This window comes from uncultured Clostridium sp. (assembly GCF_963515715.1).
Lineage (GTDB): Bacteria > Bacillota > Clostridia > Clostridiales > Clostridiaceae > Clostridium_AW.
On record NZ_CAUPZS010000010.1, the window covers coordinates 1 to 24,349 of the forward strand.

The 24,349-nt window shown below is 32.7% G+C and carries 21 protein-coding genes, 1 pseudogene and 1 other annotated feature; all 22 genes and pseudogenes read left to right on the plus strand.

The genetic code is table 11. The annotated features are described in order from the left end of the window. Positions 1 to 1,046: pseudogene (locus tag RYO54_RS08850) on the plus strand (collagen-like protein); the annotation flags it as partial. Between the two features lie 226 nt (positions 1,047 to 1,272). Continuing rightward, on the plus strand, positions 1,273 to 2,346 hold the full coding sequence (locus RYO54_RS08855) for a glycosyltransferase (protein WP_315117693.1): 1,074 nt from the start codon (positions 1,273 to 1,275) through the stop codon (positions 2,344 to 2,346). A gap of 262 nt (positions 2,347 to 2,608) precedes the next feature. Further along, a complete protein-coding gene (locus RYO54_RS08860; protein ID WP_315117938.1) occupies positions 2,609 to 3,511 on the plus strand; it encodes a phosphatidylglycerol lysyltransferase domain-containing protein in 903 nt (300 codons plus the stop codon). A 76-nt stretch (positions 3,512 to 3,587) separates the two neighbouring features. After that, complete coding sequence (locus RYO54_RS08865) at positions 3,588 to 4,130, plus strand: GNAT family protein (protein WP_315117695.1); 543 nt, start codon at positions 3,588 to 3,590, stop codon at positions 4,128 to 4,130. A 36-nt stretch (positions 4,131 to 4,166) separates the two neighbouring features. Next, a complete protein-coding gene (locus tag RYO54_RS08870) occupies positions 4,167 to 4,601 on the plus strand; it encodes a MarR family transcriptional regulator (protein WP_315117699.1) in 435 nt (144 codons plus the stop codon). A 394-nt stretch (positions 4,602 to 4,995) separates the two neighbouring features. Next, positions 4,996 to 6,642 (plus strand): ribosomal protection-like ABC-F family protein, encoded by a 1,647-nt coding sequence (abc-f, locus tag RYO54_RS08875; protein ID WP_315117701.1) that lies wholly within the window; start codon positions 4,996 to 4,998, stop codon positions 6,640 to 6,642. An 82-nt stretch (positions 6,643 to 6,724) separates the two neighbouring features. Beyond that, positions 6,725 to 7,489 (plus strand): MerR family transcriptional regulator, encoded by a 765-nt coding sequence (locus RYO54_RS08880; RefSeq protein ID WP_315117702.1) that lies wholly within the window; start codon positions 6,725 to 6,727, stop codon positions 7,487 to 7,489. Between the two features lie 197 nt (positions 7,490 to 7,686). After that, positions 7,687 to 10,032, plus strand: a complete 2,346-nt coding sequence (locus RYO54_RS08885; RefSeq protein ID WP_315117704.1) for a xanthine dehydrogenase family protein molybdopterin-binding subunit — start codon at positions 7,687 to 7,689, stop codon at positions 10,030 to 10,032. After that, positions 10,019 to 10,867, plus strand: a complete 849-nt coding sequence (locus tag RYO54_RS08890; RefSeq protein ID WP_315117706.1) for an FAD binding domain-containing protein — start codon at positions 10,019 to 10,021, stop codon at positions 10,865 to 10,867. The genes RYO54_RS08885 and RYO54_RS08890 overlap by 14 nt, the downstream gene beginning before the upstream one ends. Continuing rightward, positions 10,860 to 11,330 carry a 2Fe-2S iron-sulfur cluster-binding protein gene (locus RYO54_RS08895; protein WP_315117709.1) on the plus strand — a complete coding sequence of 157 codons (471 nt, stop codon included), beginning with the start codon at positions 10,860 to 10,862 and terminating at the stop codon, positions 11,328 to 11,330. The genes RYO54_RS08890 and RYO54_RS08895 overlap by 8 nt, the downstream gene beginning before the upstream one ends. After that, positions 11,330 to 11,926 carry a nucleotidyltransferase family protein gene (locus RYO54_RS08900; protein ID WP_315117711.1) on the plus strand — a complete coding sequence of 199 codons (597 nt, stop codon included), beginning with the start codon at positions 11,330 to 11,332 and terminating at the stop codon, positions 11,924 to 11,926. Before RYO54_RS08895 ends, RYO54_RS08900 begins: the two co-directional genes overlap by 1 nt. Positions 11,927 to 12,044: 118 nt before the next feature. After that, positions 12,045 to 12,710, plus strand: a complete 666-nt coding sequence (locus tag RYO54_RS08905) for a GntR family transcriptional regulator (RefSeq protein WP_315117714.1) — start codon at positions 12,045 to 12,047, stop codon at positions 12,708 to 12,710. A gap of 259 nt (positions 12,711 to 12,969) precedes the next feature. Continuing rightward, positions 12,970 to 13,254, plus strand: coding sequence for a citrate lyase acyl carrier protein (gene citD, locus RYO54_RS08910; protein ID WP_315117717.1), 285 nt, complete (start codon positions 12,970 to 12,972; stop codon positions 13,252 to 13,254). Positions 13,255 to 13,268: 14 nt separating this feature from the next. Next, on the plus strand, positions 13,269 to 14,177 hold the full coding sequence (locus RYO54_RS08915) for an aldolase/citrate lyase family protein (RefSeq protein ID WP_315117720.1): 909 nt from the start codon (positions 13,269 to 13,271) through the stop codon (positions 14,175 to 14,177). Further along, on the plus strand, positions 14,167 to 15,717 hold the full coding sequence (gene citF / locus RYO54_RS08920) for a citrate lyase subunit alpha (RefSeq protein WP_315117723.1): 1,551 nt from the start codon (positions 14,167 to 14,169) through the stop codon (positions 15,715 to 15,717). The genes RYO54_RS08915 and citF overlap by 11 nt, the downstream gene beginning before the upstream one ends. An 86-nt stretch (positions 15,718 to 15,803) precedes the next feature. Next, the gene (locus RYO54_RS08925; protein WP_315117726.1) at positions 15,804 to 17,162 is read left to right on the plus strand and encodes a 2-hydroxycarboxylate transporter family protein; all 1,359 of its coding nucleotides are present in this window, start codon (positions 15,804 to 15,806) and stop codon (positions 17,160 to 17,162) included. Between the two features lie 107 nt (positions 17,163 to 17,269). Then, complete coding sequence (locus RYO54_RS08930) at positions 17,270 to 17,452, plus strand: hypothetical protein (protein ID WP_315117729.1); 183 nt, start codon at positions 17,270 to 17,272, stop codon at positions 17,450 to 17,452. A gap of 90 nt (positions 17,453 to 17,542) precedes the next feature. Then, positions 17,543 to 18,718 carry a malic enzyme-like NAD(P)-binding protein gene (locus tag RYO54_RS08935; RefSeq protein WP_315117732.1) on the plus strand — a complete coding sequence of 392 codons (1,176 nt, stop codon included), beginning with the start codon at positions 17,543 to 17,545 and terminating at the stop codon, positions 18,716 to 18,718. 144 nt (positions 18,719 to 18,862) lie between these two features. After that, on the plus strand, positions 18,863 to 19,378 hold the full coding sequence (locus RYO54_RS08940) for a sigma-70 family RNA polymerase sigma factor (RefSeq protein WP_315117735.1): 516 nt from the start codon (positions 18,863 to 18,865) through the stop codon (positions 19,376 to 19,378). Between the two features lie 2 nt (positions 19,379 to 19,380). Next, complete coding sequence (locus RYO54_RS08945; RefSeq protein ID WP_315117738.1) at positions 19,381 to 20,463, plus strand: DUF4179 domain-containing protein; 1,083 nt, start codon at positions 19,381 to 19,383, stop codon at positions 20,461 to 20,463. A 480-nt stretch (positions 20,464 to 20,943) separates the two neighbouring features. Then, the gene (locus RYO54_RS08950) at positions 20,944 to 22,506 is read left to right on the plus strand and encodes an AbgT family transporter (protein WP_315117740.1); all 1,563 of its coding nucleotides are present in this window, start codon (positions 20,944 to 20,946) and stop codon (positions 22,504 to 22,506) included. Between the two features lie 199 nt (positions 22,507 to 22,705). Beyond that, the gene (locus tag RYO54_RS08955) at positions 22,706 to 23,800 is read left to right on the plus strand and encodes a glycerol dehydrogenase (protein ID WP_315117742.1); all 1,095 of its coding nucleotides are present in this window, start codon (positions 22,706 to 22,708) and stop codon (positions 23,798 to 23,800) included. Positions 23,801 to 23,863: 63 nt separating this feature from the next. Then, positions 23,864 to 24,093, plus strand: a binding site (T-box leader). The last annotated feature ends 256 nt before the right edge of the window (positions 24,094 to 24,349 follow it).

A 24,349-nucleotide genomic window follows, 5' to 3' on the forward strand; every position in this document is an offset into this window, starting at 1 on the left:
GTCCGACTGGTCCAACAGGTGCAACCGGTGCAACAGGCGCGACAGGTGCGACAGGTGCGACAGGTCCGACTGGTCCAACCGGCCCAACAGGTCCGACTGGTCCAACAGGTGCAACAGGCCCAACAGGTGCAACAGGTGCAACAGGTGCGACAGGCCCAACAGGTCCAACAGGTCCGACTGGTCCAACAGGAGCAACAGGCCCAACAGGTCCAACAGGTCCGACTGGTCCAACAGGTGCAACCGGTGCAACAGGCGCGACAGGTGCGACAGGCCCAACAGGAGCAACAGGTGCAACAGGTGCAACAGGTGCGACAGGTCCAACAGGAACAACAGGAGCAACAGGCCCAACAGGTACAACAGGTGCAACAGGAGCAACAGGCCCAACAGGTGCAACAGGAGCAACAGGCCCAACAGGTACAACAGGTGCGACAGGTCCAACAGGTGCTACAGGAGCAACGGGAGCAACAGGAGCAACAGGAGCAACTGGAGCTCAAGGACCGCAGGGAGTACAAGGCCCACAGGGCCCACAAGGAGCTCAAGGAGTACAAGGCCCACAAGGTGCACAGGGAGTACAAGGCCCACAAGGAGCTCAAGGAGTACAAGGCCCAATAGGTGCAACAGGTGCAACAGGAGCCACAGGTGCAGGAAGTTCACTATCTTCAGTACAATCAAGTAGTTCAATAAATCTTCCTCTTGCGACTCAAGTATCTGTACTATCTCTTCCAGTGACTACTGTTGACGCACAGAGGTTAAAAGTGGATTCAATGGCAGAAGTAGAAATAACAACAGGCACCCTTACTCCTTATCAATATACAATCACGTATAATCTATATCAAGATGGAGTTTCTATTGCTGAAGTAACGGTTGAGAAGGCTCAAGACAATGTTCCATTAACTACGCGTGTTTTAGGAGAAGTTCCTAATCTAACCTGGATAAGTACTCCTTCACCAGGTTCACACATTTTCGAGGTTCGTATTAGAGTTACAGGAACTAATATTGCAAGTGCTGTTGCACTTACTAGAGCATTAAATATAATAAGCTTTTAATGATAGAATATTTATAACGTTGTAACTTCAAAAATAGATAGATATCCAAATATTAAGATAATATTATTTAAATCAATTAATTTGAAACCATTGACAGAGGTCTAGTTACCTCTGTCAATTATATTTTTAATCAATTGGTTTTACCTTCTGTTTCATGTAGATATAAATCACAAAATCAAATTTTGCATCATAGTATGTACTAGAAAATTATTTTCGAGGTGATTAAATGATAACTATCAGTTTATGTATGATTGTTAAAGATGAACAGGACGTCATATCTAGATGTTTAGATTGTATAAAAGATATTGTTGACGAAATAATAATAGTAGATACTGGATCAACGGATAATACAAAAGAAATTATTAAAAGATATACAGATAAGGTATTTGATTTTGAATGGATTGGCGATTTTTCTGCAGCAAGAAATTATGCCTATTCTAAAGCTACAAAGGATTTCATTCTTTGGCTAGATGCTGATGATGTTATTCTTGAAGAAGATAGGGAAAAATTTAAAGAACTAAAGCAAAATTTAAATAATAATGTTGATGTAGTAATGATGAAATATAATGCAGGTTTTGATGAAAATGGTAATATTACTTTATCGTATTTTAGAGAACGTTTGTCAAAGAGAATAAACAATTACCAATGGATTGAGCCTGTACATGAATATCTAAAAGTAAGTGGAAACATAATAAATTCTGATATTTGTATAACTCATAAAAAAGAATATGTATCCGATAAAGGTAGAAATTTATCTATCTATCAAAAAGCTATATGCCAAGGTGTAAATTTAACACCTAGAGCCCTTTATTATTATGGGAGAGAGCTATATTATAACGAAAAATATGATGACGCAATAAAATATTTTAAGAGATTTTTAGATACTGAAGAAGGATGGGTAGAAGATAATATAAATGCTTGTTATAGTCTTTCAATTTGTTATAACGAATTGAATGATAAAAAAAATATGCTAGAGATTTTATTGAAGAGTTTTGAATATGATACTCCAAGAGCTGAGATCTGCTGCCAACTTGGATATTACTATTTTAATAATAAAGATTATAAGAGAGCTATATTCTGGTATAAGTTAGCTCTAGAGCTAGAAAAGCCAGTTGATAGCTGGGGTTTCATATCCCACGATCATTGGGGTTATATTCCATGCATACAACTATGTGTATGTTATGATAAACTTGGAAACACAGAGGAAGCGATAAAATATAATAATAAAGCCGAAGAATATAAGCCAAACGATCCTGCTGTAGAATATAATAAAGACTACTTTAAAAGTATTGATAAATGATAAATCTGATGCAAGAACTACTAAATATTATAGATACAGATAAGCTATTTTATATAGAATTCATGTTTGATGAGGTTTATGAGAATTTAAGTAAAAAAAGTTTGATAATTTAAAAAAAGCCTAGGATGTTTACGTCGTAGGTTTTTAGTTTATAAAAAAGCTTTTATTTAACAATTGTTGACTTATTTTTGAATATGATTTATTATTTGTATATACAAATAATGAAATATGGTTTTTAACCAAGCAAAATAGAAGGGTTGATATAATGAATTTTAAAAAACTTACATTGGAGGATAAAAGTATACTTGAAAGGTATACAAGCCCATACAAATTTTTAAGCTGTGAATACTCATTTACGACTTTATATATATGGAAAGATGCCTGTAATACTCAGTATACAATCTATAAGGATGCATTAATCATAAAGAAAAAAGATTTTGAAGGAAACTATTACTTTATGCAACCATTAGGATATAAAGAGGAAGATTTACAAGAAATATTAGAGTGTTTAGCACAATATAAAAAAGAAAATAATATGGATTATTTATTTAAAGATTTAGAGGAAGATTTTATAGAGAAATTAAAATCTTTGAGCATGGAGATACAAGAGGCTTGCATTGAAGAGGATAGAGATAATTTTGATTATTTATATGAAGCAGAAAAATTAATAAAACTCTCAGGAAAAAAACTTCACAGAAAGAAAAATCATTATAATTCCTTTGTTAAAAAATATGATTATGAAGTAAAGGAAATATTAAATGAAGAGGTTATTAAGGATGTAATAAATGCTTCAGAAAAATGGTATGATGAGAATAATAATAATGATAAAATGCTTTATTATGAAACTTTAGCTATAAAAGATATGGTTAGAAATATAGATTTATTCAACTTAAAAGGAATAGCAGTGTATGTAGATAACGAGGTTGCAGCTTTCACTTTGGGAGAAAAGCTTAATGATAAATTAGCGGTTATTCATATAGAAAAAGGTGATATAAACTACAACGGGATTTATAGCTTTATCAATAAAACATTTATAGACAAGTGCTTTAATGATGTGGAAATAATAAATAGGGAACAGGACTTGGGTATAGAAGGGCTTAGAAAGGCTAAACTTTCTTATTACCCAGTTAAATTAGAAAAAAAGTTTATACTTAGTTGTTATTAGAAAATTAGAAGAAATAATAGCTTTTCAATTGGATATTTAATCTATTTGAAGGTTAGTTTATTGAAAAGGTGATTTTATGAAAAAATTATTAGAAGGAAAAAAAGTGAGACTTACAGCTATAGAAAAAGAAGACGTAAATCAATTTACTCAATGGTATAATGACACCTACTTTATGAGAAACTACGATGTGATAAGTGCGGTACCTAAAAATAGTGAAGAAATTTCAGAAATGTTGCAGGAAGTAAAAGGATCTAGTGACAAATATATATTTGCTATAAGGCATATTGAAAGTGGCGAATTTATTGGAGTTACAGGCTTTGAAAATATTCTATGGAACAATGGGACAGCCCTAATATATATAGGCATAGGTAATGAAAAATATAGGGGCCAGGGTATAGGAGAGGAAGCTATGTATTTAACCATGGAATTTGGATTTCAAGAGCTTAATTTTCACAAAATATATTTGTATGTACTAGAATATAATAAGCCTGCTGTGAATCTATATGAAAAATTAGGATTTATAAAAGAAGGTGTATTTAGAGAATTTATCAACAGAGATAGTAAAAGGTATGACATGTATTTATATGGAATACTTAAAGAAGAATGGGATAAATCATAAAAAGGAAACTAGTATAAATTAGAAAGGATAATTGTAATGGCAGATACAGACCCATCATTACGTAATTGCTTATATTTTACAGTAAACAAATTATCTAGAGTAATCGGCAGAATGGCAGAAGAAGAGTTTGAAATAACAGGCTTGTCACCCACTTATGCTTTGTTAATTAATATAGTTAATGCTAATAAAGGTGTAGGACAAAAGGAAATTGGAGAAGCACTTCATATGACCCCATCGACTATAACTAGATTTATAGATAAATTAGAAGTTAAGGAATTAGTAATAAGAAAATGCGAAGGGAAAAATTGCCGTATATATCCTACGGAAAAAGGTAAAAGGTTGCAATCAGATATTGATAAAGCATGGAGCAATTTACATGAAAGATATTCAAAAATACTTGGATATGAAGAAGGAGAACGGCTAATAGATATCATAGATAGATTAGAGATAAAGCTTGAAGAAAACTTTTGAAAATTAAAGTTCTATGATTTTTAAGTTGTAACATATAAGTTGACAGTGATATAAGTTATATATATAATCATATTAAAATTAATAAATTTTATTTTAAGAAAGGGCAAGGTATTGGCAGGAATGAGAATTTAATTCACTTTAATTTATGTAAAATGAAAAATTAAATAAAGTCTTAAGTAAAGGCTTTATTGTCATGCATTTTATTTAATTTTGAGAGTGGATAGTGTTTTTATAACTGTTGATAGTTTGTTCATACAGTGTGTTTTTTAACTTAATTTATTATTTGAATATTAATGTGTATTAATGCGTATTAATAGCATTTTATTCAAAATGTATTAGGGTTGTTATATAGTTATGACGCTATCCTCTCCAGATTACAAGGAGGGGATTTTTTATGTTATTAATGGAATGCAGTAGCATTAAAAAATATTTTGGCGATAGATTAATACTAGATATAGAAAATTTAAAAGTTTATTCTGAGGATAGAATAGGGATTGTAGGTGTAAATGGAGTAGGCAAAACCACATTAATTAATATACTTAGTAAAAGATTAGAACCTGATGAAGGATGGGTTAAGTTATATGAAAAATACTCATATATATCCCAGTTAGAAAAACCAGAAAATAAAAGCATTAGCAATGAAATGGCTTCAAAATTTGGTGTTGCAAATATTTGGAATGAAAATATGAGTGGAGGAGAAAAGACTAGGTTTAAGCTTGCCGATGGTTTAAGCCATAATAGTTTATTGATATTTGCAGATGAGCCTACTAGTAATGTAGATATAGAGGGTATTGATCTTATGGAAAAAAAGTTTGAAGAATACAAAGGTGCATTAGTTCTTATATCTCATGATAGAAATTTTTTAGATAAATTGTGTAACAAAATATTGGAGATAGAGTATGGCAAAATAAAAATATATAAAGGAAATTATAGCGATTATGTTGCTCAAAGAACTCAAGAGAGGGAAAGAGTTGAATTTGAATATGAGGAGTATGTAAAAGAAAAAAGGCGACTTCAGGCAGTAGTTACTGATACTAAACAAAAGGTAAAGGGTATAAAAAATGCTCCTAAACGAATGGGCAATTCAGAAGCTAGGCTCCATAAGATGGGAAACCAAAAGGGAAAAGCAAACCTTGAGAGGGCAGTGAAAAATATCGAGAAGAGAATAGAACATCTAGAGATTAAGGAAAAACCTAAAAAACAAGAGGGTATTAAGCTAGATATTGTGGATTCAAATAAACTTCATAGCAAAATAATCATACAAGGACGGAATATAAACAAGATATTTGGTGAAAAGGTTATATTCCATGGTGCTGAATTTGATGTATATAATAACTCAAAAATAGCATTGATTGGATCTAATGGATGTGGAAAAAGCACTTTGATTAAAATGATAATGAACAATGATGATTCAATAAAAGTTGCTCAAGGGGCTCAAATAGGGTACTTTAGTCAAGATATGAGCATTTTAGAAGAAAGCTTGACTATAATAGAAAATGTAATGGAAAGTAGTATATATAATGAAACTTTTGCGAGAACATTACTAGCAAGATTATTATTTAAAAGAGAGGATATTTATAAAAAAATAAGTGTATTAAGTGGGGGAGAACGGGTTAAGGTGTCCTTTGCAAAAATGTTATTGCAGGATATAAATTTGCTTATATTAGATGAGCCTACTAATTATATGGATATAAGTTCCCTTGAAGTGGTGGAAAAACTTCTCAAAGAATACAATAGCACTTTATTGTTTGTTTCTCATGACAGAAGATTTGTAGGTTCTGTTGCAGATCACATAATGGCCATAGAGAACCATAAAATAAAAATGTTTAAAGGAAGCTACAACGAATACTTGGCTAGCAGAAATACGTATTTAGATAATGATAAAGAGGAAATTGAAAAACAAATTTTTATATTACAAAATAAACTTTCAGAACTTATAGGAAGACTATCCATGCCGTCGAAGAAGGATGATGTAATAGCGCTAGATAAGGAGTACCATGAAGTATTGGCTAAACTAAAAAAGCTGAAGGACAGTCTCTAAAAGAAGTTTAAAAACGTTTTGAAAAGCTATTGACATTAACGCAACGTAAAGGTGTAATCTAGTCTTGTGAGGAGGTGAAGAGATGGAATATACAGTGCAAAAGTTAGCTAGTTTAGCAGGTGTTAGTACTAGAACACTTAGGTACTATGATGAAATAGGAATTCTTAAGCCGGCAAGAATTAATTCATCAGGATATCGGATTTATGGCCAAAGAGAAGTTGATAGGTTACAACAAATACTTTTTTACAGAGAATTAGGTGTGAGTTTAGACAGCATAAAGAATATAGTAACTACACCTTCCTTTGATGGAACTAATGCACTTAGAGAACATCGTGAAAAGCTCCTCGAAAAAAGAGATCAATTAGACTTGTTAATAGCTAATGTGGATAAAACAATAGCTTTAACAGAGGGGAGGATTAAAATGAGTGATAAAGAAAAGTTTGAAGGTTTTAAGCGAAAGATGATTGATGATAATGAGAATAAATATGGTAAGGAAATTCGAGAAAAATATGGCAAGGATAAGATTGAAAAATCAAATGCAAAATTAATGAACATGACTCAAGAAGAATATGATAAAGTAACAAGCCTAGCGGAACAGGTGATATCAACACTAAAAGAGGCTTTTAAAAATGGTGATCCAGCTAGTGATATAGCTCAAAGAGCAGCTGATTTGCACAAACAATGGTTAACATTTTATTGGAGTGAATATAGTAAAGAAGCACACGCTGGTCTTGCTCAAATGTATGTTGATGATGAAAGATTCACAGCATATTATGATAAAGAGCAACCTGGAACAGCAGCATTTTTAAGAGACGCAATTTTAATTTACACAGGAATGAAAAAATAATATTTCATAATAGGTTAAACAAAGGCGACTGGCTAAAAACCAGCCGCTTTTTTATATGTATATTGTTTAACTTGTAAATAATTTATGATTAACGTTTTCCGTGAAATCATAGAAGAATATTTTAGACATGGGTGGATAGACTATTTTAATATAAATGGTCTTTTGTTTATTAGATGTTTACACAAGGAGGGTAGTATATGGAGCATACAGCAATGATTGGGGTAAGTACTCCAAGAAAAGAGGCTTGGGATAAGGTTACTGGAGCGGCGAAATATAATGGAGATACAACTATTCCTGGTACTTTGTATGCTAAAATGCTTACTAGCACTCATGCTCATGCAATTATAAAGTCAATTGATATTTCAGAGGCATCAAAAGTTACAGGAGTTCAAGCTATAATTACTGGAGATTATTTTCCTGTGCTAAGTGGTTCCGTAATAGAAGACAGACCTCCTATTGCAAGAGATAGAGTAAGGTATTTTGGTGAACCTGTGGCCGTAGTAGTAGCTAACAGTGAAAGGGAGGCAATGAAAGCTATACAACTTATAAAAGTTGATTATGATCCTTTACCTGTAGTAAATTCAATAGATGATTCAATAAAACCAGATGCTACCTTAATACATGAGAATTTAGGTCAGTATCATTGCCCAGTTAAAGATGTATATCCTCAACCTAATTCAAATATTGCAGACCATGTGAAAATTAGAAAAGGAGATATAAATAGGGGATGGGGGGAAAGCGATGTTGTTGTAGAATTAAGTTTTTCACTTCCTCAATCTGACCATCTTGCCATGGAAACTCGAAATGCTGAAGCTGAAATACTACCAGATGGAAATGTGATAATATATACTTCTTCTCAAGCTCCTTTTTCAGTAAAGAAGAGGTTGAGCAAACTTTATAATATACCCGAAGGAAATATCATTGTGCGTGTTCCCCTAGTTGGAGGAGCTTTCGGTGGAAAAGCTACTGTTAACCTTGAGTTTATAGCATATCTTGCTTCAAGAGCAGTTGGAGGAAGAAGGGTTAAAATAGCCAACTCGCGGGAAGAGGATATTGCTTCATCACCGTGTAAAATAGGTACTAAAGCAAAACTAAAAATAGGTGCTACTAAAGATGGATTAATAAAAGCTCTAGAGTGTACTTATCACGTGGATTGTGGTGCTTATGCGGATACTGGTCCCCGCATGGCTAAAGCAATAGCTGTTGATTGTACTGGACCATATAATATTGAAAATGTTTGGTGTGATGCAATTAGTGTTTACACTAATCATACATATGTTACATCTTATCGTGGATTTGGCCATACGGCATTTACTTTTTCTATTGAAAGGATACTAGATAAATTAGCATCTACAATAGGAATAGATCCATTAGAATTAAGAATGAAAAATGCTATATTTCCAGGATGTTTTTCTCCAACACAAGATAAAATAACTTTAAGCAATACAGGAAATTTGGGAAGCTGTATATTGAGATTAAAAGAAATAATTAATTGGCAGGAAGGCAGAAGGATAGAGACAGACAGTGGAACCGTAAGAGCAAAAGGAATGAGCTGCTTTTGGAAAACTTCTGATTCTCCAACTAATGCATCATCTGGTGCTATTCTTACTTTAAATAGTGATGGTAGCATAAATCTTAACTTTTCTGCTGTTGAAATTGGACCTGGAATGAGAACTACTATGGCTCAAATACTTGCTGAAAAGATGAGGATGGATATTAATAAAATTCATGTAACTATGAATGTAGATACTCAAATTTCGCCGAAACATTGGAAGACCGTTGCAAGTATGACAACTTTTATGGTTGGAAATGCAGTTATTAAGGCTGCTGAAGATTTAATGCAACAATTACGAGAACTTGGAGCGATAGTACTTAAATGCACTTCAGAGGATTTGGATGTGAAAGAAGAAAAAGTATATCTAAAAGATGATCCTGATATATATGTATCATTTAAAGATTTAGTTTATGGATATGAATACCCTGGAGGAACATCTATAGGGGGGCAAATGATTGGTAGGGGTAGCTATATTATGAAGCATCTAACTAAATTAGATAAAGAAACAGGAAAAGGAAAAGCGGGAGCATCATGGACTGTAGGAGCCCAGGCTGTAGAAATAGAATATGATCCTATAAAGTATACATATAGGATACTAAAAGCAGTAACTGTTATTGATGTAGGTAAAGTAATTAATCCTAAAACTGCTAGAGGCCTCATAATGGGTGGTATGAGTATGGGGCTTGGATTGGCAACTAGAGAGGAATTTTTATATAGCCAATCTGGTATATTAAAAAATACTTCTTTACGAAGCTATAAGCTAATACGTTTCGGAGAAAACCCCGAATATACAGTAGATTTTATAGAAACACCTCAAATAGATGCACCCTTTGGTGCTCGAGGTATGGGTGAACACGGCATTCTTGGAATTCCTGCTGCTTTTGTTAATGCTATATCACTGGCAGCTGGAGTTGATTTTAATGAACTACCAATCTCACCTGAAGTAATATGGAAAGCTAAAACTGGAGGTAAATATGATACCTTTTGATTTTGAATATTATAAACCAGAAACAGTAGAAGAAGCTGTTAACTTATTTGATAAATTAAATTCTGAAGGAAAAGAACCAATATATTATGGCGGGGGAACAGAATTTATTAGTATGGCAAGAGCAAACAATGTATATACGGAAGCAATTATTGACATTAAAGATATTCCAGAATGTAGCATACATGAATTGAAAAATGGTGAATTAGTAATCGGTTCTGCTGTAACACTTACTAGTATTGCAGAATTAAACCTTTTTCCTCTCCTTAGTTTAACGGTTAAAAGAATAGCTGATCACACAATACAGGGTAAAATTACATTAGGGGGTAATTTAGCTGGCACTGTTATATATCGTGAGGCCATATTACCTCTTATGGTGTCTGATAGTGAGATAGTAGTAGCAAGTATCAATGGAAAAAGACGAGTTTTCATAAGGGATTTATTTAATAAACGTATTCAACTTGCCAAAGGAGAGATGATTGTTCAAGCGGTTATAAAAAGTGAATTTCTTTCCCTACCTTATCTTCATGTAAAAAGAACAAAAAATGAAAAAATAGACTATCCTTTAATTACAATAGCTGCTTTAAAAAATAATGATAGAATTAACATCGCTTTTAGTGGTGTATGTGAATATCCATTTAGATCCTCTTTGATAGAAGAAATTCTAAATGATAATCTAATTTCCATAGATGAAAGAATAAAAAAAATTATTACCAGTGTGCCTGATAAAATATTAGATGATCTTAGTGGTTCTTCTGAATATAGAAAGTTTATGCTACATGTAATGTTAAATGAAGTATTAGAAGAATTTAAGGGAAGTGATAAATCAAATGCTTAAAATTTTAAATAGTACTGTCTTAATTTTAAATGTAAATGGGGAAGACAGAGAAGTCACTGCTAAGCCTTCTGATATTTTATTATACACTTTACGGCAAGGACTCGGTCTTACTAGTATAAAGCCTGGTTGTGAAAATGGAGATTGTGGCGCATGTACTGTTTTAGTAGACAATTGGCCTATAAAGGCGTGTCTGATGCTTACTGTGGAAGCTGTGGGAAAGAGCATAGTTACCGTTGAAGGACTAAAAGATGCACCTATACAAAAGGCCTTTGTTGAAAATTGGGGCTTTCAATGTGGTTACTGCACCTCTGGATTTTTAATGGTTTGTCATTCACTGGCAAAAATTCATCCTAATGCTAATAAGCATGTAATAGAAGAATGGCTTCAATCTAATTTATGTAGATGTACAGGATATGAGGAGATTGAAAATGCTGTAAAATCAATTTTAAGTGGTAAAGTTTAATGAAAATTGAAGGAATAATTTTGGCTGCTGGATTATCAACAAGAGCTGGTACAAATAAACTAATATTAGATATAGATGGCAAAACTGTAATTGAGAGATGTATTTATGGAATGTATGATTTATGCTCTAAAATCATAGTAGTGGGCGGACATAGAATGGAAGAGATAAAAGATATATTGGATAAATATCCTAAAGTAGAGCTAGTTTATAATCCTGATTATTTAGAGGGAATGTTTAATTCAGTAAAGAAAGGACTAAGCCATATTAAAGAAGAAAGATTTTTTTTAATTCCTGGAGACTATCCTGTTATTAGCAAGAAAACATATGAAAAGATGTTAAAGGTAGACAGAGATATAGTTATACCCGTGTATAATGGGAATAAAGGACATCCATTGTTAATGAAAAGCTATCTAATAAAGGAGCTATTAGAAGATATTCATTATGAAACCTTAAGAGATTTTATTAGCGAGAAAGGATTTACATCCCTAAATGTAGAAGAACCTGGGATATTGATGGATATAGATACGATGGAGGATTATAACAGGGCTCTCTTATACTTTATATCTACAGCAGTCTATAGAGATACTGAATCTTGAATTGTGGTATAAATTAACTTATAATATATTCAATGAATTAATTTTAAAAAATAAAATAAGTATTGAATTAATGAGAGTATAAATTTAAGTATAATGATTAATTAAGGAAGTTGAATTTATGGAACATATTTTTCAAAAGATTGATGATAACCACTCAAGATCTGCAAGAGAGATTATTCTTGAAGAGCTTAGAGCTGCTATTTTCGATAAAAAATTAAAGCCGGGAGATAGATTGGTTGAGAATAATATAGCTAAAAGTATGGGAGTTAGTAGGACACCAGTACGTGAAGCTTTACGACAATTAGAGATAGAAGGATTAGCTGTAAATATTGCTAGAAAGGGAACTTTAGTAAAAGGAATTACCAAAGAAGATGCTATGGAAATTTATGATATAAGAGGAGCTCTAGAAGGATTAGCTGTAAGAAAGGCGTGTTTGAATATTTCTAGAATGGAAATATTAAGATTAAAAGAAATAATTGAGATAATGAGAAGATGTATTGATGAAAATGATAATGAGAACTATATTAAGTCTCATAATGAATACAATGGAATAATATTGAATGCTTCGAAAAATAAAAGACTTATAGCGAATTTAGAGAATATATATGAATATTTAAAAAGTATGAGAAAAGTAAGTTTATCTAATGAAATCAGAAGAGAGGAAGCTCTTCTAGAGCATAGGAATATAGTAGAGGCAATAGAAAAGGGCGATGAATCGTTAGCAGAGAGATTAGCCAGAGAACATGTTGTAAATGCCAAAAATGCATTTATAGGAAAAATGTAAAAATAAAAGAAAAGACATGGATGATAGAACATATTATCCATGTCTTTTCTTTTAAATCAATTAAAGGTTTAATTGATTTAAGATTCATAATATTGATGAAATTTCTAAAAAATATTATTGAAATCATTGGGGTGATAGTATACAATAATTAATAATGGTATACAATTTAGTTAAATTGCATACAATGGTATTAAATGTATAATATCAAAAATAAAAATCAGAAAAAACTAGAAAAAGCTAGGGAAAAGGGGGATTTTACATGGAGCTCAAGGTGGTAGCCAAGGCAGGAACTTTAGAATCAAGTGATATTCAAATAATAATAGATCCAAATAATAATGGAATAGACATTGAGTTAAACAGCGTGGTTATGGCTCAATTTGGAGAGCAAATAGAGGCTCTTATTAAGGAAACCTTAAATTCATTAGAGGTTAAAAATGCAAAAATAGTTGCTGATGATAAAGGTGCAATAGATCCAGTGATTGTAAGCAGAATTCATACTGCGGTATACAGATCAGCACAATCAACGGATTTTAAATGGATATAAAGGAGGAATGAAAGATGAAGCTTAGACGTTCTATGCTATTTGTTCCAGGTAATAATCCAGCTCTAATTAGGGACGTGCATATATATAAACCAGATTCAGTTATGTTTGATCTAGAAGATGCTATTTCCATTAATGAGAAGGATTCAGCCCGTTTTCTAGTTCATAACATGCTAAAAAATTTAAAGGATTATTATAAGGAACTAAATATAGAAACTGTAGTTAGAATAAATGGTTTAGATACTGATTTTGGATTAAAAGACTTAGAAGCAGTAGTTTTAGCTCAACCGGATATAGTTAGAATACCAAAAACAGAAACACCACAGGATGTACTAGAAGTTGAAAAACATATGGAAAGAATAGAAAAAGAAGCTGGAATAGAGATTGGTTCAACTAAAATAATGGTTGCAGTAGAATCACCTTTAGGAGTTTTAAATGCATATCAAATTGCTACTTCTTCAAAGCGACTTGTAGCTATGGCTATAGGTGGAGAAGATTTTGTAACTAGCATGAAAACAAACCGTTCAGAAGAAGGAATTGAATTGCTTACAGCAAGAGGAATGATAGTTATGGCTGCTAGAGCTGCGGGAATTTCAGCTTTAGATTCAGTGTATTCACATGTGAATAATGATGAAGGTTTCTTAAGAGAAGCAAAGCTTATAAGACAATTAGGATTTGATGGTAAATCTTTAATACATCCAAGGCAAATTGAACTTATTCATTCAGTCTATACTCCATCAGAAAAGGAAATACAAAAAGCTTATAAAATAGTAGTGGCTACTGAAGAAGCTATAAGAGAAGGTAAAGGAGTATTTACTGTAGACGGAAAAATGGTAGACAAACCTATAATAGATAGAGCAAATCATGTTTTAGCATTAGCGAAAGCAGCTGGTGTTATGGTAGGGGGTGACTGCTATGAAATGTAAAAGAGTAGATGAAACCTTATTAAAAAGCATAGAGGGTTATGAAGATAGGAAGGCTTATATTGAACCATTCACTTATAGTCCAGAAGGAACTATGATTTATAGTGAAAATGAAAATATAAAAGAAAAAGTAAAAAGAGACAAAGTGATAGATTCTTTAAAGGAAGCAATAGAAAATGTAGGCATAAAGGATGGAATGACAATTTCCTTTCATCATCATTTCAGAGCTGGGGACAAGTTACTTATGATGGTTGTAGAAACATTAGCAGAAATGGGAATTAAAGATTTAAGAATAGCTGCAAGTTCGCTTACAAGTGCTCATGAAGAACTTGTTGAATATATAAAAAAGGGTATAGTTACAAGAATAGAAACTAGCGGCATAAGAGGAAGATTGGCAACGGAAATATCGGAAGGAATATTAGGAAAGCATCCAGCAGTAATACGTTCTCATGGGGGAAGGGCTAGAGCTATATGTGAAGGTGAAATAAAAATAGACGTTGCATTTGTTGCCGCACCATCATCAGATTGCATGGGTAATGCTAACGGTGTAAAAGGAAAATCTATATGCGGATCCATGGGATACGCTAAAGTAGATGCAAGATATGCAGATAAGGTCATAGTTGTTACAGATACATTGGTTGAGTATCCTAACTTTCCACAAAGTATTCAACAAACCTTAGTTGATTATGTGGTTGTAGTTGACGAAATTGGAGACTCAAAGGGGATAATGTCAGGTGCAACTAGACTTACATCCAACCCAAAGGAATTATTAATGGCTAAGAGAGTTTCAGATGTTATGTTAGCTACAGGATTATTTGTGGATGGCTTTTCAATGCAAACTGGTTCAGGTGGTGCAGCTCTTGCAGTTACTAGGTTTGTAAAAGATGAAGCTAAAAAAAGAAATATAAAGCTTAGCTATGCCTTAGGCGGAATAACTAAACCAATGGTTGAACTATTGGAAGAAGGATTAGTTGATACGTTATTTGATGTACAATCTTTTGATTTATATGCAGCGGAATCTATAGGAAAAAATGAAAAGCATGTGGAGATAAGTGCAGATTTTTATGCTAATCCATTTAATAAATCAGCAGCAGTGAACAAATTAGATTTCGTTATATTAAGTGCCTTAGAGATAGATGTGGATTTCAATGTAAATGTTATATCAGGCTCCGACGGAGTTATAAGAGCTGCTTCAGGGGGACACAGCGACACTGCAGCAATGGCTAAGGTTTCCATAGTAGTTGCACCGCTTACTCGAGGAAGAATATCAACGATAATTGATAGGGTTACTACTGTTGTTACTCCAGGAAGTACTGTGGATATAGTTGTAACTGATTATGGAGTAACTGTTAATCCAAGGCGTAAGGACTTAATTGAGAAATTTAAAAAAGCAGGTATTCAGCTTGTAACAATGGAAGAGTTAAGAAAAATTTCTACAAGATTATTAGGAACGCCAAAAGAAATAGAATTTAGTGATGAAGTTGTAGCAGCAGTAGAGTATAGAGATGGAAGTATTATAGACGTAATCAGAAAAAGAAGGTAATAAGAAGTTGTTTATTAAATTGCAAGAGGTGGCTATGAAAATATTTCTTGCAATTTAAAATAATAAATTTGGGGAGGAAAATTAAAATGTCTACAACAACGGTTACAAAAACGTCTAAAGAAATGAAAGAAACTTTTAAAGTATTTGGAATGCCATGGTACATTTTGATTGGAGTTGCAGCAACGGTTATATTTGCAACTGCAAAAGGGTTTTTACCTAATAATGTAGTAGGAGGTTTTGCCTTACTTTACACAGTAGGTATATTATTTGGATTTGTAGGTGATAGAATTCCTATATGGAACGAATATGTTGGTGGAGGTCCTATATTAGCATTCTTAGGCGCAGCGGCATTAGTTTATTGGGGAGTAATACCGGAAAAAGGTGTGGAAACTGTAAAATTATTTATGGATACAACTGACTTTTTAGATTTATTCATTTCAGTACTTATAACGGGCTCTATACTATCAGTTAACCGTAAGTTATTAATGAAGGCATTCTTAGGATACATCCCAGCGATATTTGGAGGTATTTTCGCTGCTTTTGCGTTTGGGATTTTAGGAGGATTAGTATTTGGTGTACCTGCTAAAGAAGTTGCTACAAAATATGTTTTGCCTATAATGGGTGGTGGCACTGGAGCGGGAGCTATACCAATGAGTGAAATATATGCCAGTGTTACAGGGGGAGATCCAGCTGCATGGTTATCCTTCGCACTATCAATATTAACTATAGCCAATATAATAGCTATAATTTCAGCTTCTATATTAAGCAAGCTTGGAGAAACAAAAACAGGTGAAAAATTTAATGGGCACGGTGAATTAATTAAAACAGCAGATGATATTTCTAAATTAGAAGAAAAGGTAGAGGTTAAAGTTACTGCTAGAGAAGTTGCAGTAGGATTAATATTGTCTTGCTCATTCTATGTATTAGGAAACATACTCTCAAAGATTATAACAATACCTGAGTTCACATTGTTTGGAACCAATGTAAAAATAGATATACACAGATTTGCATGGATGGTTATATTGGTAGCAATAGCTAATATAACTAATGTAATACCTTTAGAATTAAAAGAAGGTGCTAAAAAATTACAAGGTTTCTTTTCGAAGCAATTTACAATAGTAGTGATGGTTGGAGTTGGAATAGCATTAACAGATCTTGGAGAATTAATAGCTGCATTTACCTTTGGAAATGTTATTATAGCTGCACTTATAGTTTTGGGAGCTATAGTGGGTTCAGGCTTAGTTGGATGGCTTGTAGGGTTCTATCCAATTGAAACAGCTATAACTGCAGGTCTTTGCATGGCAAACCGTGGAGGATCTGGGGACGTAGCCGTTTTAACAGCGGCAAAACGTATGGAGCTAATGTCATTTGCGCAAATATCATCCCGTCTTGGTGGTGGATTGATGCTTATTATTGCAAGTATACTGTTCGGCGCACTTTTCTAAATAGTAGAAGGTAAAAGAGTGTTGATTTTCAACACTCTTTTTAAACAAGCTATTAAAGTAACTTGATTTATATATTAGTAAATTATCTAATATTGAGAGGTGTTTAAATGAAAAAAATTAATATAAAAAAGTTAGCCACAGAAGCAAGACAAGAGGGATTGTTCAGTGAAGCTTTTGAAATATCTAAAAGAAAAAAAGTATATAAGGTCAAAAGCTTAAAAGATGGGATATTAATAATCATTTACTTTATTTTGGCCCTTATAGTTATCGCCTTTATCAGAAATATCTAATATATTAGGCATTGTGTTATGTTTATATAAAGAGTGCAGAAGGAGGTGTAGTTAAACTAGGGTGTTTTTTACCCAGTTTAACAAAGGGATATGAGTGAAAATGTAAAAGAGCAAGCTTTAAAAATACATGAAGAAAAAAGAGGAAAACTAAAAGTAGTAGGAACTATACCAGTTGAAAATGGAGAAGATTTGGCTTTAGCCTATACTCCAGGGGTAGCTGCGCCTTGCTTAGAAATAGCTAAAGATAGAAATAATGCCTACAAATACACTATTAAAGGAAAGACTGTAGCAGTTGTTTCAAATGGAACAGCAGTGCTTGGATTAGGAGACATAGGGCCAGAGGCATCTCTTCCAGTAATTGAGGGTAAAGCATTGTTACTAAAGAGGTTCGGAGATGTGGATGCAATACCTATTAGCATAGACTCTAAAGATCCCGAGGACATAATAAATACAATTAAAAACATAGCTCTAGGTTTTGGAGGTATACATCTTGAGGATATAAAAGCTCCTGAATGTTTTTATATTGAAGATAAATTAAGAGAAGAGCTAGATATTCCAGTATATCATGATGATCAACATGGCACTGCTATTGCTGTATTAGCTGGATTATATAATGGATTAAAGGTAGTAAAGAAAAACATAGAAGAAATAAAGGTAGTTATAAATGGAGCTGGTGCATCTGGAATTGCAGTGGCAAAGCTTTTAAGGGTAGCAGGTGTTAAGGATATAGTTTTGTGTGATCTAAAGGGAGCAATTATTGAAGGAGGTGCCTCTTTAAATGAGGCTCAGCAAGAAATTGCAAGGATAACCAATAAATCTTTTGAAAAAGGTAAATTAGAAGATATAATTAAGAACAAGGATGTATTTATAGGTGTCTCTGATGGGAATGTATTAACTAAGGAAATGGTTAAAACAATGAATACAGGCAGTATAGTTTTTGCTCTGGCTAATCCTACTCCAGAAATAATGCCACATGAAGCAAAGGCAGGAGGAGCTAGAGTAATAGCTACAGGTAGGTCTGATTTCCCAAATCAAATTAATAATGTATTAGTGTTTCCAGGAATATTTAAAGGAGCTTTAAAAGTTAGAGCAACAGATATATGTGATGAAATGAAAATTGCAGCGGCAAAGGGCCTTGCCAGTCTAATAAAAGAAAAAAAGTTAAATGAAGAATATATAGTTCCCAGCGTATTTGAAGATGGAGTTTGTGATGCTGTTGCAGATGCAGTGATGAAAGTAGCAAAGGAACTTGGACTAACTAAGTAATTTGAAGGATACTTTAATTTTCACCCCTTGGGTTTCGATGCTCAAGGGGATTTTTATATTTATGAATTTATGCAACGTTTTTACCCCCTCATACGTCTAATAGATGAAGCAGCTTCGAAAGGGAAAATGAAAGGAGTGGAGAAGTTGGTTAATGAAATAAGCTTTTACAAAGCTAAAGATGGAGATGGAGAGAGTTTTTATAGGATGCTAGAACCTATAAAAAACAAGTTATACAGAGTGGCTCTTATTTATATGAAAAATGAAGATGATGCATTAGATTGTATTCATGATTCTATTGTAAAAGCTATTCAATCCATTGATAAATTAAAAGAGCCACAGCATTTCAATACCTGGATTACTCGCATTATGATAAATACATGTAAAGATCATATACGAAAAAATAAAAATATAGAAATAAATGATACTACTACTTTTGAAGATAAGTTGATTTATAGTAATGACAATATAGAAGAAAATATGGATTTATATAAGGCTTTAGATAGCCTAAAAGAAAAGGAAAAAGAGTTAATTGCCATGAGATATATGAATGATATGAGTATAAAGGATATTTCAGAGGTAACCAATGTTCCAATGGGAACTATTAAAAGTAGCATTAGTAGAACCATAAAGAAGTTGAGAGTCTATATGGAGGAGGTATAGAGATGAAGTATGAGAACATAGATAAAATTAAAGTTTCATCAAAGTTAGATGACATAATTAAAGATGCAATTGAAGAGGGGTATAAAGATAAGGGGGAATCAAAAATGAAAAATAAATGGAAGAAAAAAGTAGTAGCGGCAGCGGCAACTATAGTAATTGGAACAACAGCACTTGGCATGGCATTTCCTGCCTATGCTAAAGATATTCCTGTTATAGGAAATATATTTTCTTATTTAAGTGAAAACAAAAAGGGAAGTTATATGGATTATAAGGAGTATTCTAAATCATTAGATATGACTCAGGAAGATAAGGGGATTAAAATTACTTTAAATGATGCTATATATGATGGAAGAACAATCATGACCACATATACTATAGAAAGTGAAAAGGACTTGGGGGATAAGATATCTGCTAAAGATGATCTTAGTATCGAAGGATATAAAGGTGGAATGACAGGTAGTAGTGGAGTTTATAAAGTAAAGGAGAATACCTACGTAGGTTTTACTAGAATGTCTATAGATGAACCTAAAGAGGATCTTAATCTGAAGCTAAAAGTTAATGGCATAAATAATCATAATGATTTAGATATAAATGGAGATTGGAGTTTTAAATTTAATCTTAAAAAGAGTGATGCTGATACTATAATAGTTAATAAAAGCGCAACTAAAGAAGGAGTAAATTTAAATATAGAAAAAATAACTTTTACACCTATGTCCACTATTTTATATTATAATCAACAGGTTTCAGAAGAAGAATTAAATGGATATCATAGTGTAGATATTAATCTCGTTGAAGTGAAAGATGATCTAGGTAATGTATATTCAGGTGAGGGAGACGGAGGACATGGTACTAAAAATATTATGAATTGGACGTCTACCTATGAAAAAATAGATGAAAATGCTACTAAGCTTATAATAACTCCTAAAGCTGAGTTTACTGTATTAGCTAAAGATGGACAGCGAATAATTAGCCCAGCAGCCCTTAAAGATAAATATGTGGATAAAGAAGTGTTAGATTACTTAAAAGAGAAAGGAATAATGCCTAAAGAGATAATTTTGGATGACATAGTTATTGATTTAAAATAGTTACTTATGTTTAATCATAAATCTTGAATCTTGCCCCTTGAGTTTTATATTCAAGGGGATTTTATTTGTTAAGTTTAAAAGAGGAATTATTAACAATAAAAATGCAACTTAATATTACTTTATATGGTAATGAAAATAATAAAAATGAAATATAATTTTCATAGGGGTTTCTTTTTATGCAATGATTGAGAAAAAAATATTTTATTATGTAAAAATAAGTCGCTTTGAATTTTTTAAGTTAAAAGCTTATAACACTAGTTCTATAAGGTTTGTTCTCATAAAATTGAAGGATGAAGATATATATAATTTGAATGAAAAATATAATAAATAATTCAAAATTAAATATTATTGAATTATTTTTAGTCATATGTTAGAATGTTAATAAATTGTAAATTGACACTAAATATATAATGCGCTAAATTCAAATAAAAAATAATAGTGTATTATTAAAAAATTAACATTATGATGGGGGAGTAGAATATGGGTAAACCTATTATTGAGACCGAAAAAGAAAAAAAGAGAGGTCTCGGAAGATTTTTAGACTGGGTTGAAAGGGTTGGAAATAAGATGCCACACCCTATGGCAATTTTCATTATATTAAGTATTATAGTAATAATAATATCTGACCTTTGTGCAAGAGCAGGTGTAAGCGTTCAATTCGACATGGTGGACAGGGTTAATGGAGGAACAAAGTTAACAGATGTAAAGGCAGTAAGTTTACTTACAGCGGATGGTATAAGATACATGTTCACAACTGCAGTTACAAACTTTACTTCCTTTGCACCATTAGGAACGGTTTTAGTTGCTATGCTGGGAGTAGGTATGGCAGAGGAAACTGGATTTATACAAGCTCTACTTAGAAAAACAGTGATGAGCACGCCTAAACAACTTATAACGGCGATAGTTGTATTCCTTGGTATTATGTCTAACATAGCATCAGACGCAGGATATATAGTTTTAATACCTTTAGGAGCATTGGTGTTTTTAAGTTTTGGTAGACATCCACTTGCAGGTATTGCTGCAGCATTTGCAGGTGTATCAGGTGGTTTTAGTGCAAACTTGCTTATAGGAACCACAGACCCACTACTTGGTGGTATATCCACTGAAGCTGCTAAGCTTATGAATCCAGCTTACGATGTAGCGGCTACAGCAAACTGGTATTTTATGATTGTTTCAACTTTTTTAATAACGATTATAGGAACTTTCGTAACGGATAAAATAGTAGAACCAAGGCTTGGAGCATATAAAGATGTTCCATCAGAAGACATACTTGAATTAACTAAAGAAGAAAAGAAAGGTTTAAAGTATGCAGGTATAGGATTCTTAATATTTTTAATAGTTATATTAGCAATGGTTGTACCATACAATGGTATACTTAGACATCCAGAAACACATGAAATTATAGGAAAAACTCCATTTATGGATTCAATTGTTCCAATCATAGCATTATTTTTCTTTGTGCCAGGGGCTTGTTATGGAATCGCTGCTGGTAATATAAAAAACAATAAGGATATTGCAAATGCATTAGGTAAATCCATGGGCAAAATGGGAGGCTATCTTGTTTTAGTTTTCTTTGCATCTCAATTCGTTGCATATTTTGGTCATAGTAACTTAGGAACTATATTAGCAGTAAAAGGTGCAGGATTCTTAGAAACTACAGGATTGACTGGTATACCGCTTATAATATTATTTATTTTACTTTGTGCATTCATTAATTTATTTATGGGATCAGCTTCAGCAAAATGGGCCATTATGGCACCAGTGTTTGTTCCAATGTTTATGAAAATAGGCTTTACACCTGAATTTACTCAGGCAGCTTTTAGAGTAGGAGACTCATGTACGAATATCATAACTCCACTTATGTCATATTTTGCATTGATAGTTTCTTTTGCTGAAAAATATGATGAAGATACAGGAATAGGTACATTAATATCAATGATGTTGCCATACTCCGCACTATTCTTAATAGGATGGAGTGTTCTATTGATACTATGGTATGCTTTTAAATTACCACTAGGACCTGGAATAGGAATATTTATGTAGTAAAAATATAATATTACAAATATATATAGATATATAACTATATACCTATATAGTTAGTCATCCCCTTGGGTTTTAACACTCAAGGGGATATTTGTTTTTGCAATTATTTAGGTCATTCCTTATTATTGATGGGAATAAAATGCCATGAAACGCATAAACTATTCACTGAATAAAAATACCTATTTAAGGAGTGATTTATATGGCCACAAAAATTGTTGCATCTCCAAGTAAATATATTCAAGGAAATGGGGAGCTAGCTAAAATTAGGAATTATACAAAGGATTTTGGTAAGCTCCCATTTGTTATTGCAGACGATTTTGTTATGAGTTTGACTAAAGATATTATAGAAAAGAGTTATAAAGATAGTGATTCAAATTTTGTAATGGAAAAATTCAATGGAGAATGTTCAAAAGTAGAAATAAACAGATTAAAAGAAATATGTAAAGGTAAGTCTTGCGATATAGTTGTGGGTATAGGTGGTGGAAAAACTTTAGATACAGCAAAAGCTATAGCTCATTATTTAAATTTACCTGTTATTATAGCACCTACCATAGCATCAACAGATGCCCCTTGTAGCGCTTTATCTGTAATTTATACTGAAGAGGGAGAATTTGACGAATATCTATTATTACCTAAAAACCCAACAATGGTACTTATGGATACAAAGATAATAGCAGCTGCACCAGTAAGGTTATTAGTGGCAGGCATGGGAGATGCGTTAGCTACATATTTTGAAGCTAGAGCTTGCAAACATTCAAATGCAATTACAATGGCAGGGGCACATTCTACTGATGCTTCCTATGCCCTTGCTGAGCTTTGTTATAATACGCTGATGACAGATGGATTAAAGGCGAAATTAGCAGCTGAAAGCAAAGTGTCAAATATATCTTTAGAAAAAATAATTGAAGCTAATACATATTTAAGCGGTATAGGTTTTGAAAGTGGAGGATTAGCGGCAGCCCATGCTATCCATAATGGTTTTACGGTATTAGAAGAGTGCCACCATTTATATCATGGGGAAAAGGTTGCCTTTGGTACAATAGCGCAACTGGCCCTTGAAAATGTTCCTATGGAAGAAATTGATGAAGTAATTGAATTTTGTATTGACGTAGGACTTCCTATAACCCTTGAAGATATGGGAATAGAGGAAGTTAAAGAAGAGGACATAAGAAAAGTTGCTAAAGCCTCTACCGCTGAAGGAGAAACCATATACAACATGCATTTCCCAGTAACTGAGGATGATGTATATGCAGCAATATTAACTGCTGATAAAATAGGAAGGCTATATAAATAAAAATAATATTTCCTTGACAAAATAATTATTAAATCATATTATAGATATTAAAATATATTATATTGAATTCCATTGAAGGGAAGAGTAAATATTATCTGAGTATCTAAAGCGAGTGGAGGCAGGTGGAAGCTCCATGAGAAAAGTGATATTGAAAGACATCCTAGAGGAGTTTATCTGAAATTAAAAGTAGGATAAAACGGATTCCACCGTTAAAGGGATTAAAGATGACTTAGTTATTAATTAACTTTGTTGAAACAGGATGGCACCGTGAATTTATAGCTTTCACTCCTATAAGGGAGTGAAAGCTTTTTGTTTTATCCGATGACTAGCATCCGTAATACTTCCATCTTCTATAAGTGGGAGATAACGGATGCTACGTCCCTGGATAAGTTCTTCTAAGCTTCAGTTGGAGTAAGTATTCCTTTTAAGCAAACTCCATCTGAAGCTAAGAATCACTTGATGATTAGAATAGGGCCCATTCTAATTATATGGTGTTATTCTATGGTTTCATAAGTTAATAATATAAGATTAATTAGGGTGGCACCGCGA

Excerpts from the sequence above, each read along its gene's own strand:
- RYO54_RS08855 (WP_315117693.1), top strand. The coding sequence starts at position 1,273 with ATGATAACTATCAGTTTATGTATGATTGTTAAAGATGAACAGGACGTC.
- RYO54_RS08865 (WP_315117695.1), top strand. The coding sequence starts at position 3,588 with ATGAAAAAATTATTAGAAGGAAAAAAAGTGAGACTTACAGCTATAGAA.
- RYO54_RS08870 (WP_315117699.1), top strand. The coding sequence starts at position 4,167 with ATGGCAGATACAGACCCATCATTACGTAATTGCTTATATTTTACAGTA.
- abc-f (WP_315117701.1), top strand. The coding sequence starts at position 4,996 with ATGTTATTAATGGAATGCAGTAGCATTAAAAAATATTTTGGCGATAGA.
- RYO54_RS08880 (WP_315117702.1), top strand. The coding sequence starts at position 6,725 with ATGGAATATACAGTGCAAAAGTTAGCTAGTTTAGCAGGTGTTAGTACT.
- RYO54_RS08885 (WP_315117704.1), top strand. The coding sequence starts at position 7,687 with ATGGAGCATACAGCAATGATTGGGGTAAGTACTCCAAGAAAAGAGGCT.
- RYO54_RS08890 (WP_315117706.1), top strand. The coding sequence starts at position 10,019 with ATGATACCTTTTGATTTTGAATATTATAAACCAGAAACAGTAGAAGAA.
- RYO54_RS08895 (WP_315117709.1), top strand. The coding sequence starts at position 10,860 with ATGCTTAAAATTTTAAATAGTACTGTCTTAATTTTAAATGTAAATGGG.
- RYO54_RS08900 (WP_315117711.1), top strand. The coding sequence starts at position 11,330 with ATGAAAATTGAAGGAATAATTTTGGCTGCTGGATTATCAACAAGAGCT.
- RYO54_RS08905 (WP_315117714.1), top strand. The coding sequence starts at position 12,045 with ATGGAACATATTTTTCAAAAGATTGATGATAACCACTCAAGATCTGCA.
- citD (WP_315117717.1), top strand. The coding sequence starts at position 12,970 with ATGGAGCTCAAGGTGGTAGCCAAGGCAGGAACTTTAGAATCAAGTGAT.
- RYO54_RS08915 (WP_315117720.1), top strand. The coding sequence starts at position 13,269 with ATGAAGCTTAGACGTTCTATGCTATTTGTTCCAGGTAATAATCCAGCT.
- citF (WP_315117723.1), top strand. The coding sequence starts at position 14,167 with ATGAAATGTAAAAGAGTAGATGAAACCTTATTAAAAAGCATAGAGGGT.
- RYO54_RS08925 (WP_315117726.1), top strand. The coding sequence starts at position 15,804 with ATGTCTACAACAACGGTTACAAAAACGTCTAAAGAAATGAAAGAAACT.
- RYO54_RS08930 (WP_315117729.1), top strand. The coding sequence starts at position 17,270 with ATGAAAAAAATTAATATAAAAAAGTTAGCCACAGAAGCAAGACAAGAG.
- RYO54_RS08935 (WP_315117732.1), top strand. The coding sequence starts at position 17,543 with ATGAGTGAAAATGTAAAAGAGCAAGCTTTAAAAATACATGAAGAAAAA.
- RYO54_RS08945 (WP_315117738.1), top strand. The coding sequence starts at position 19,381 with ATGAAGTATGAGAACATAGATAAAATTAAAGTTTCATCAAAGTTAGAT.
- RYO54_RS08950 (WP_315117740.1), top strand. The coding sequence starts at position 20,944 with ATGGGTAAACCTATTATTGAGACCGAAAAAGAAAAAAAGAGAGGTCTC.
- RYO54_RS08955 (WP_315117742.1), top strand. The coding sequence starts at position 22,706 with ATGGCCACAAAAATTGTTGCATCTCCAAGTAAATATATTCAAGGAAAT.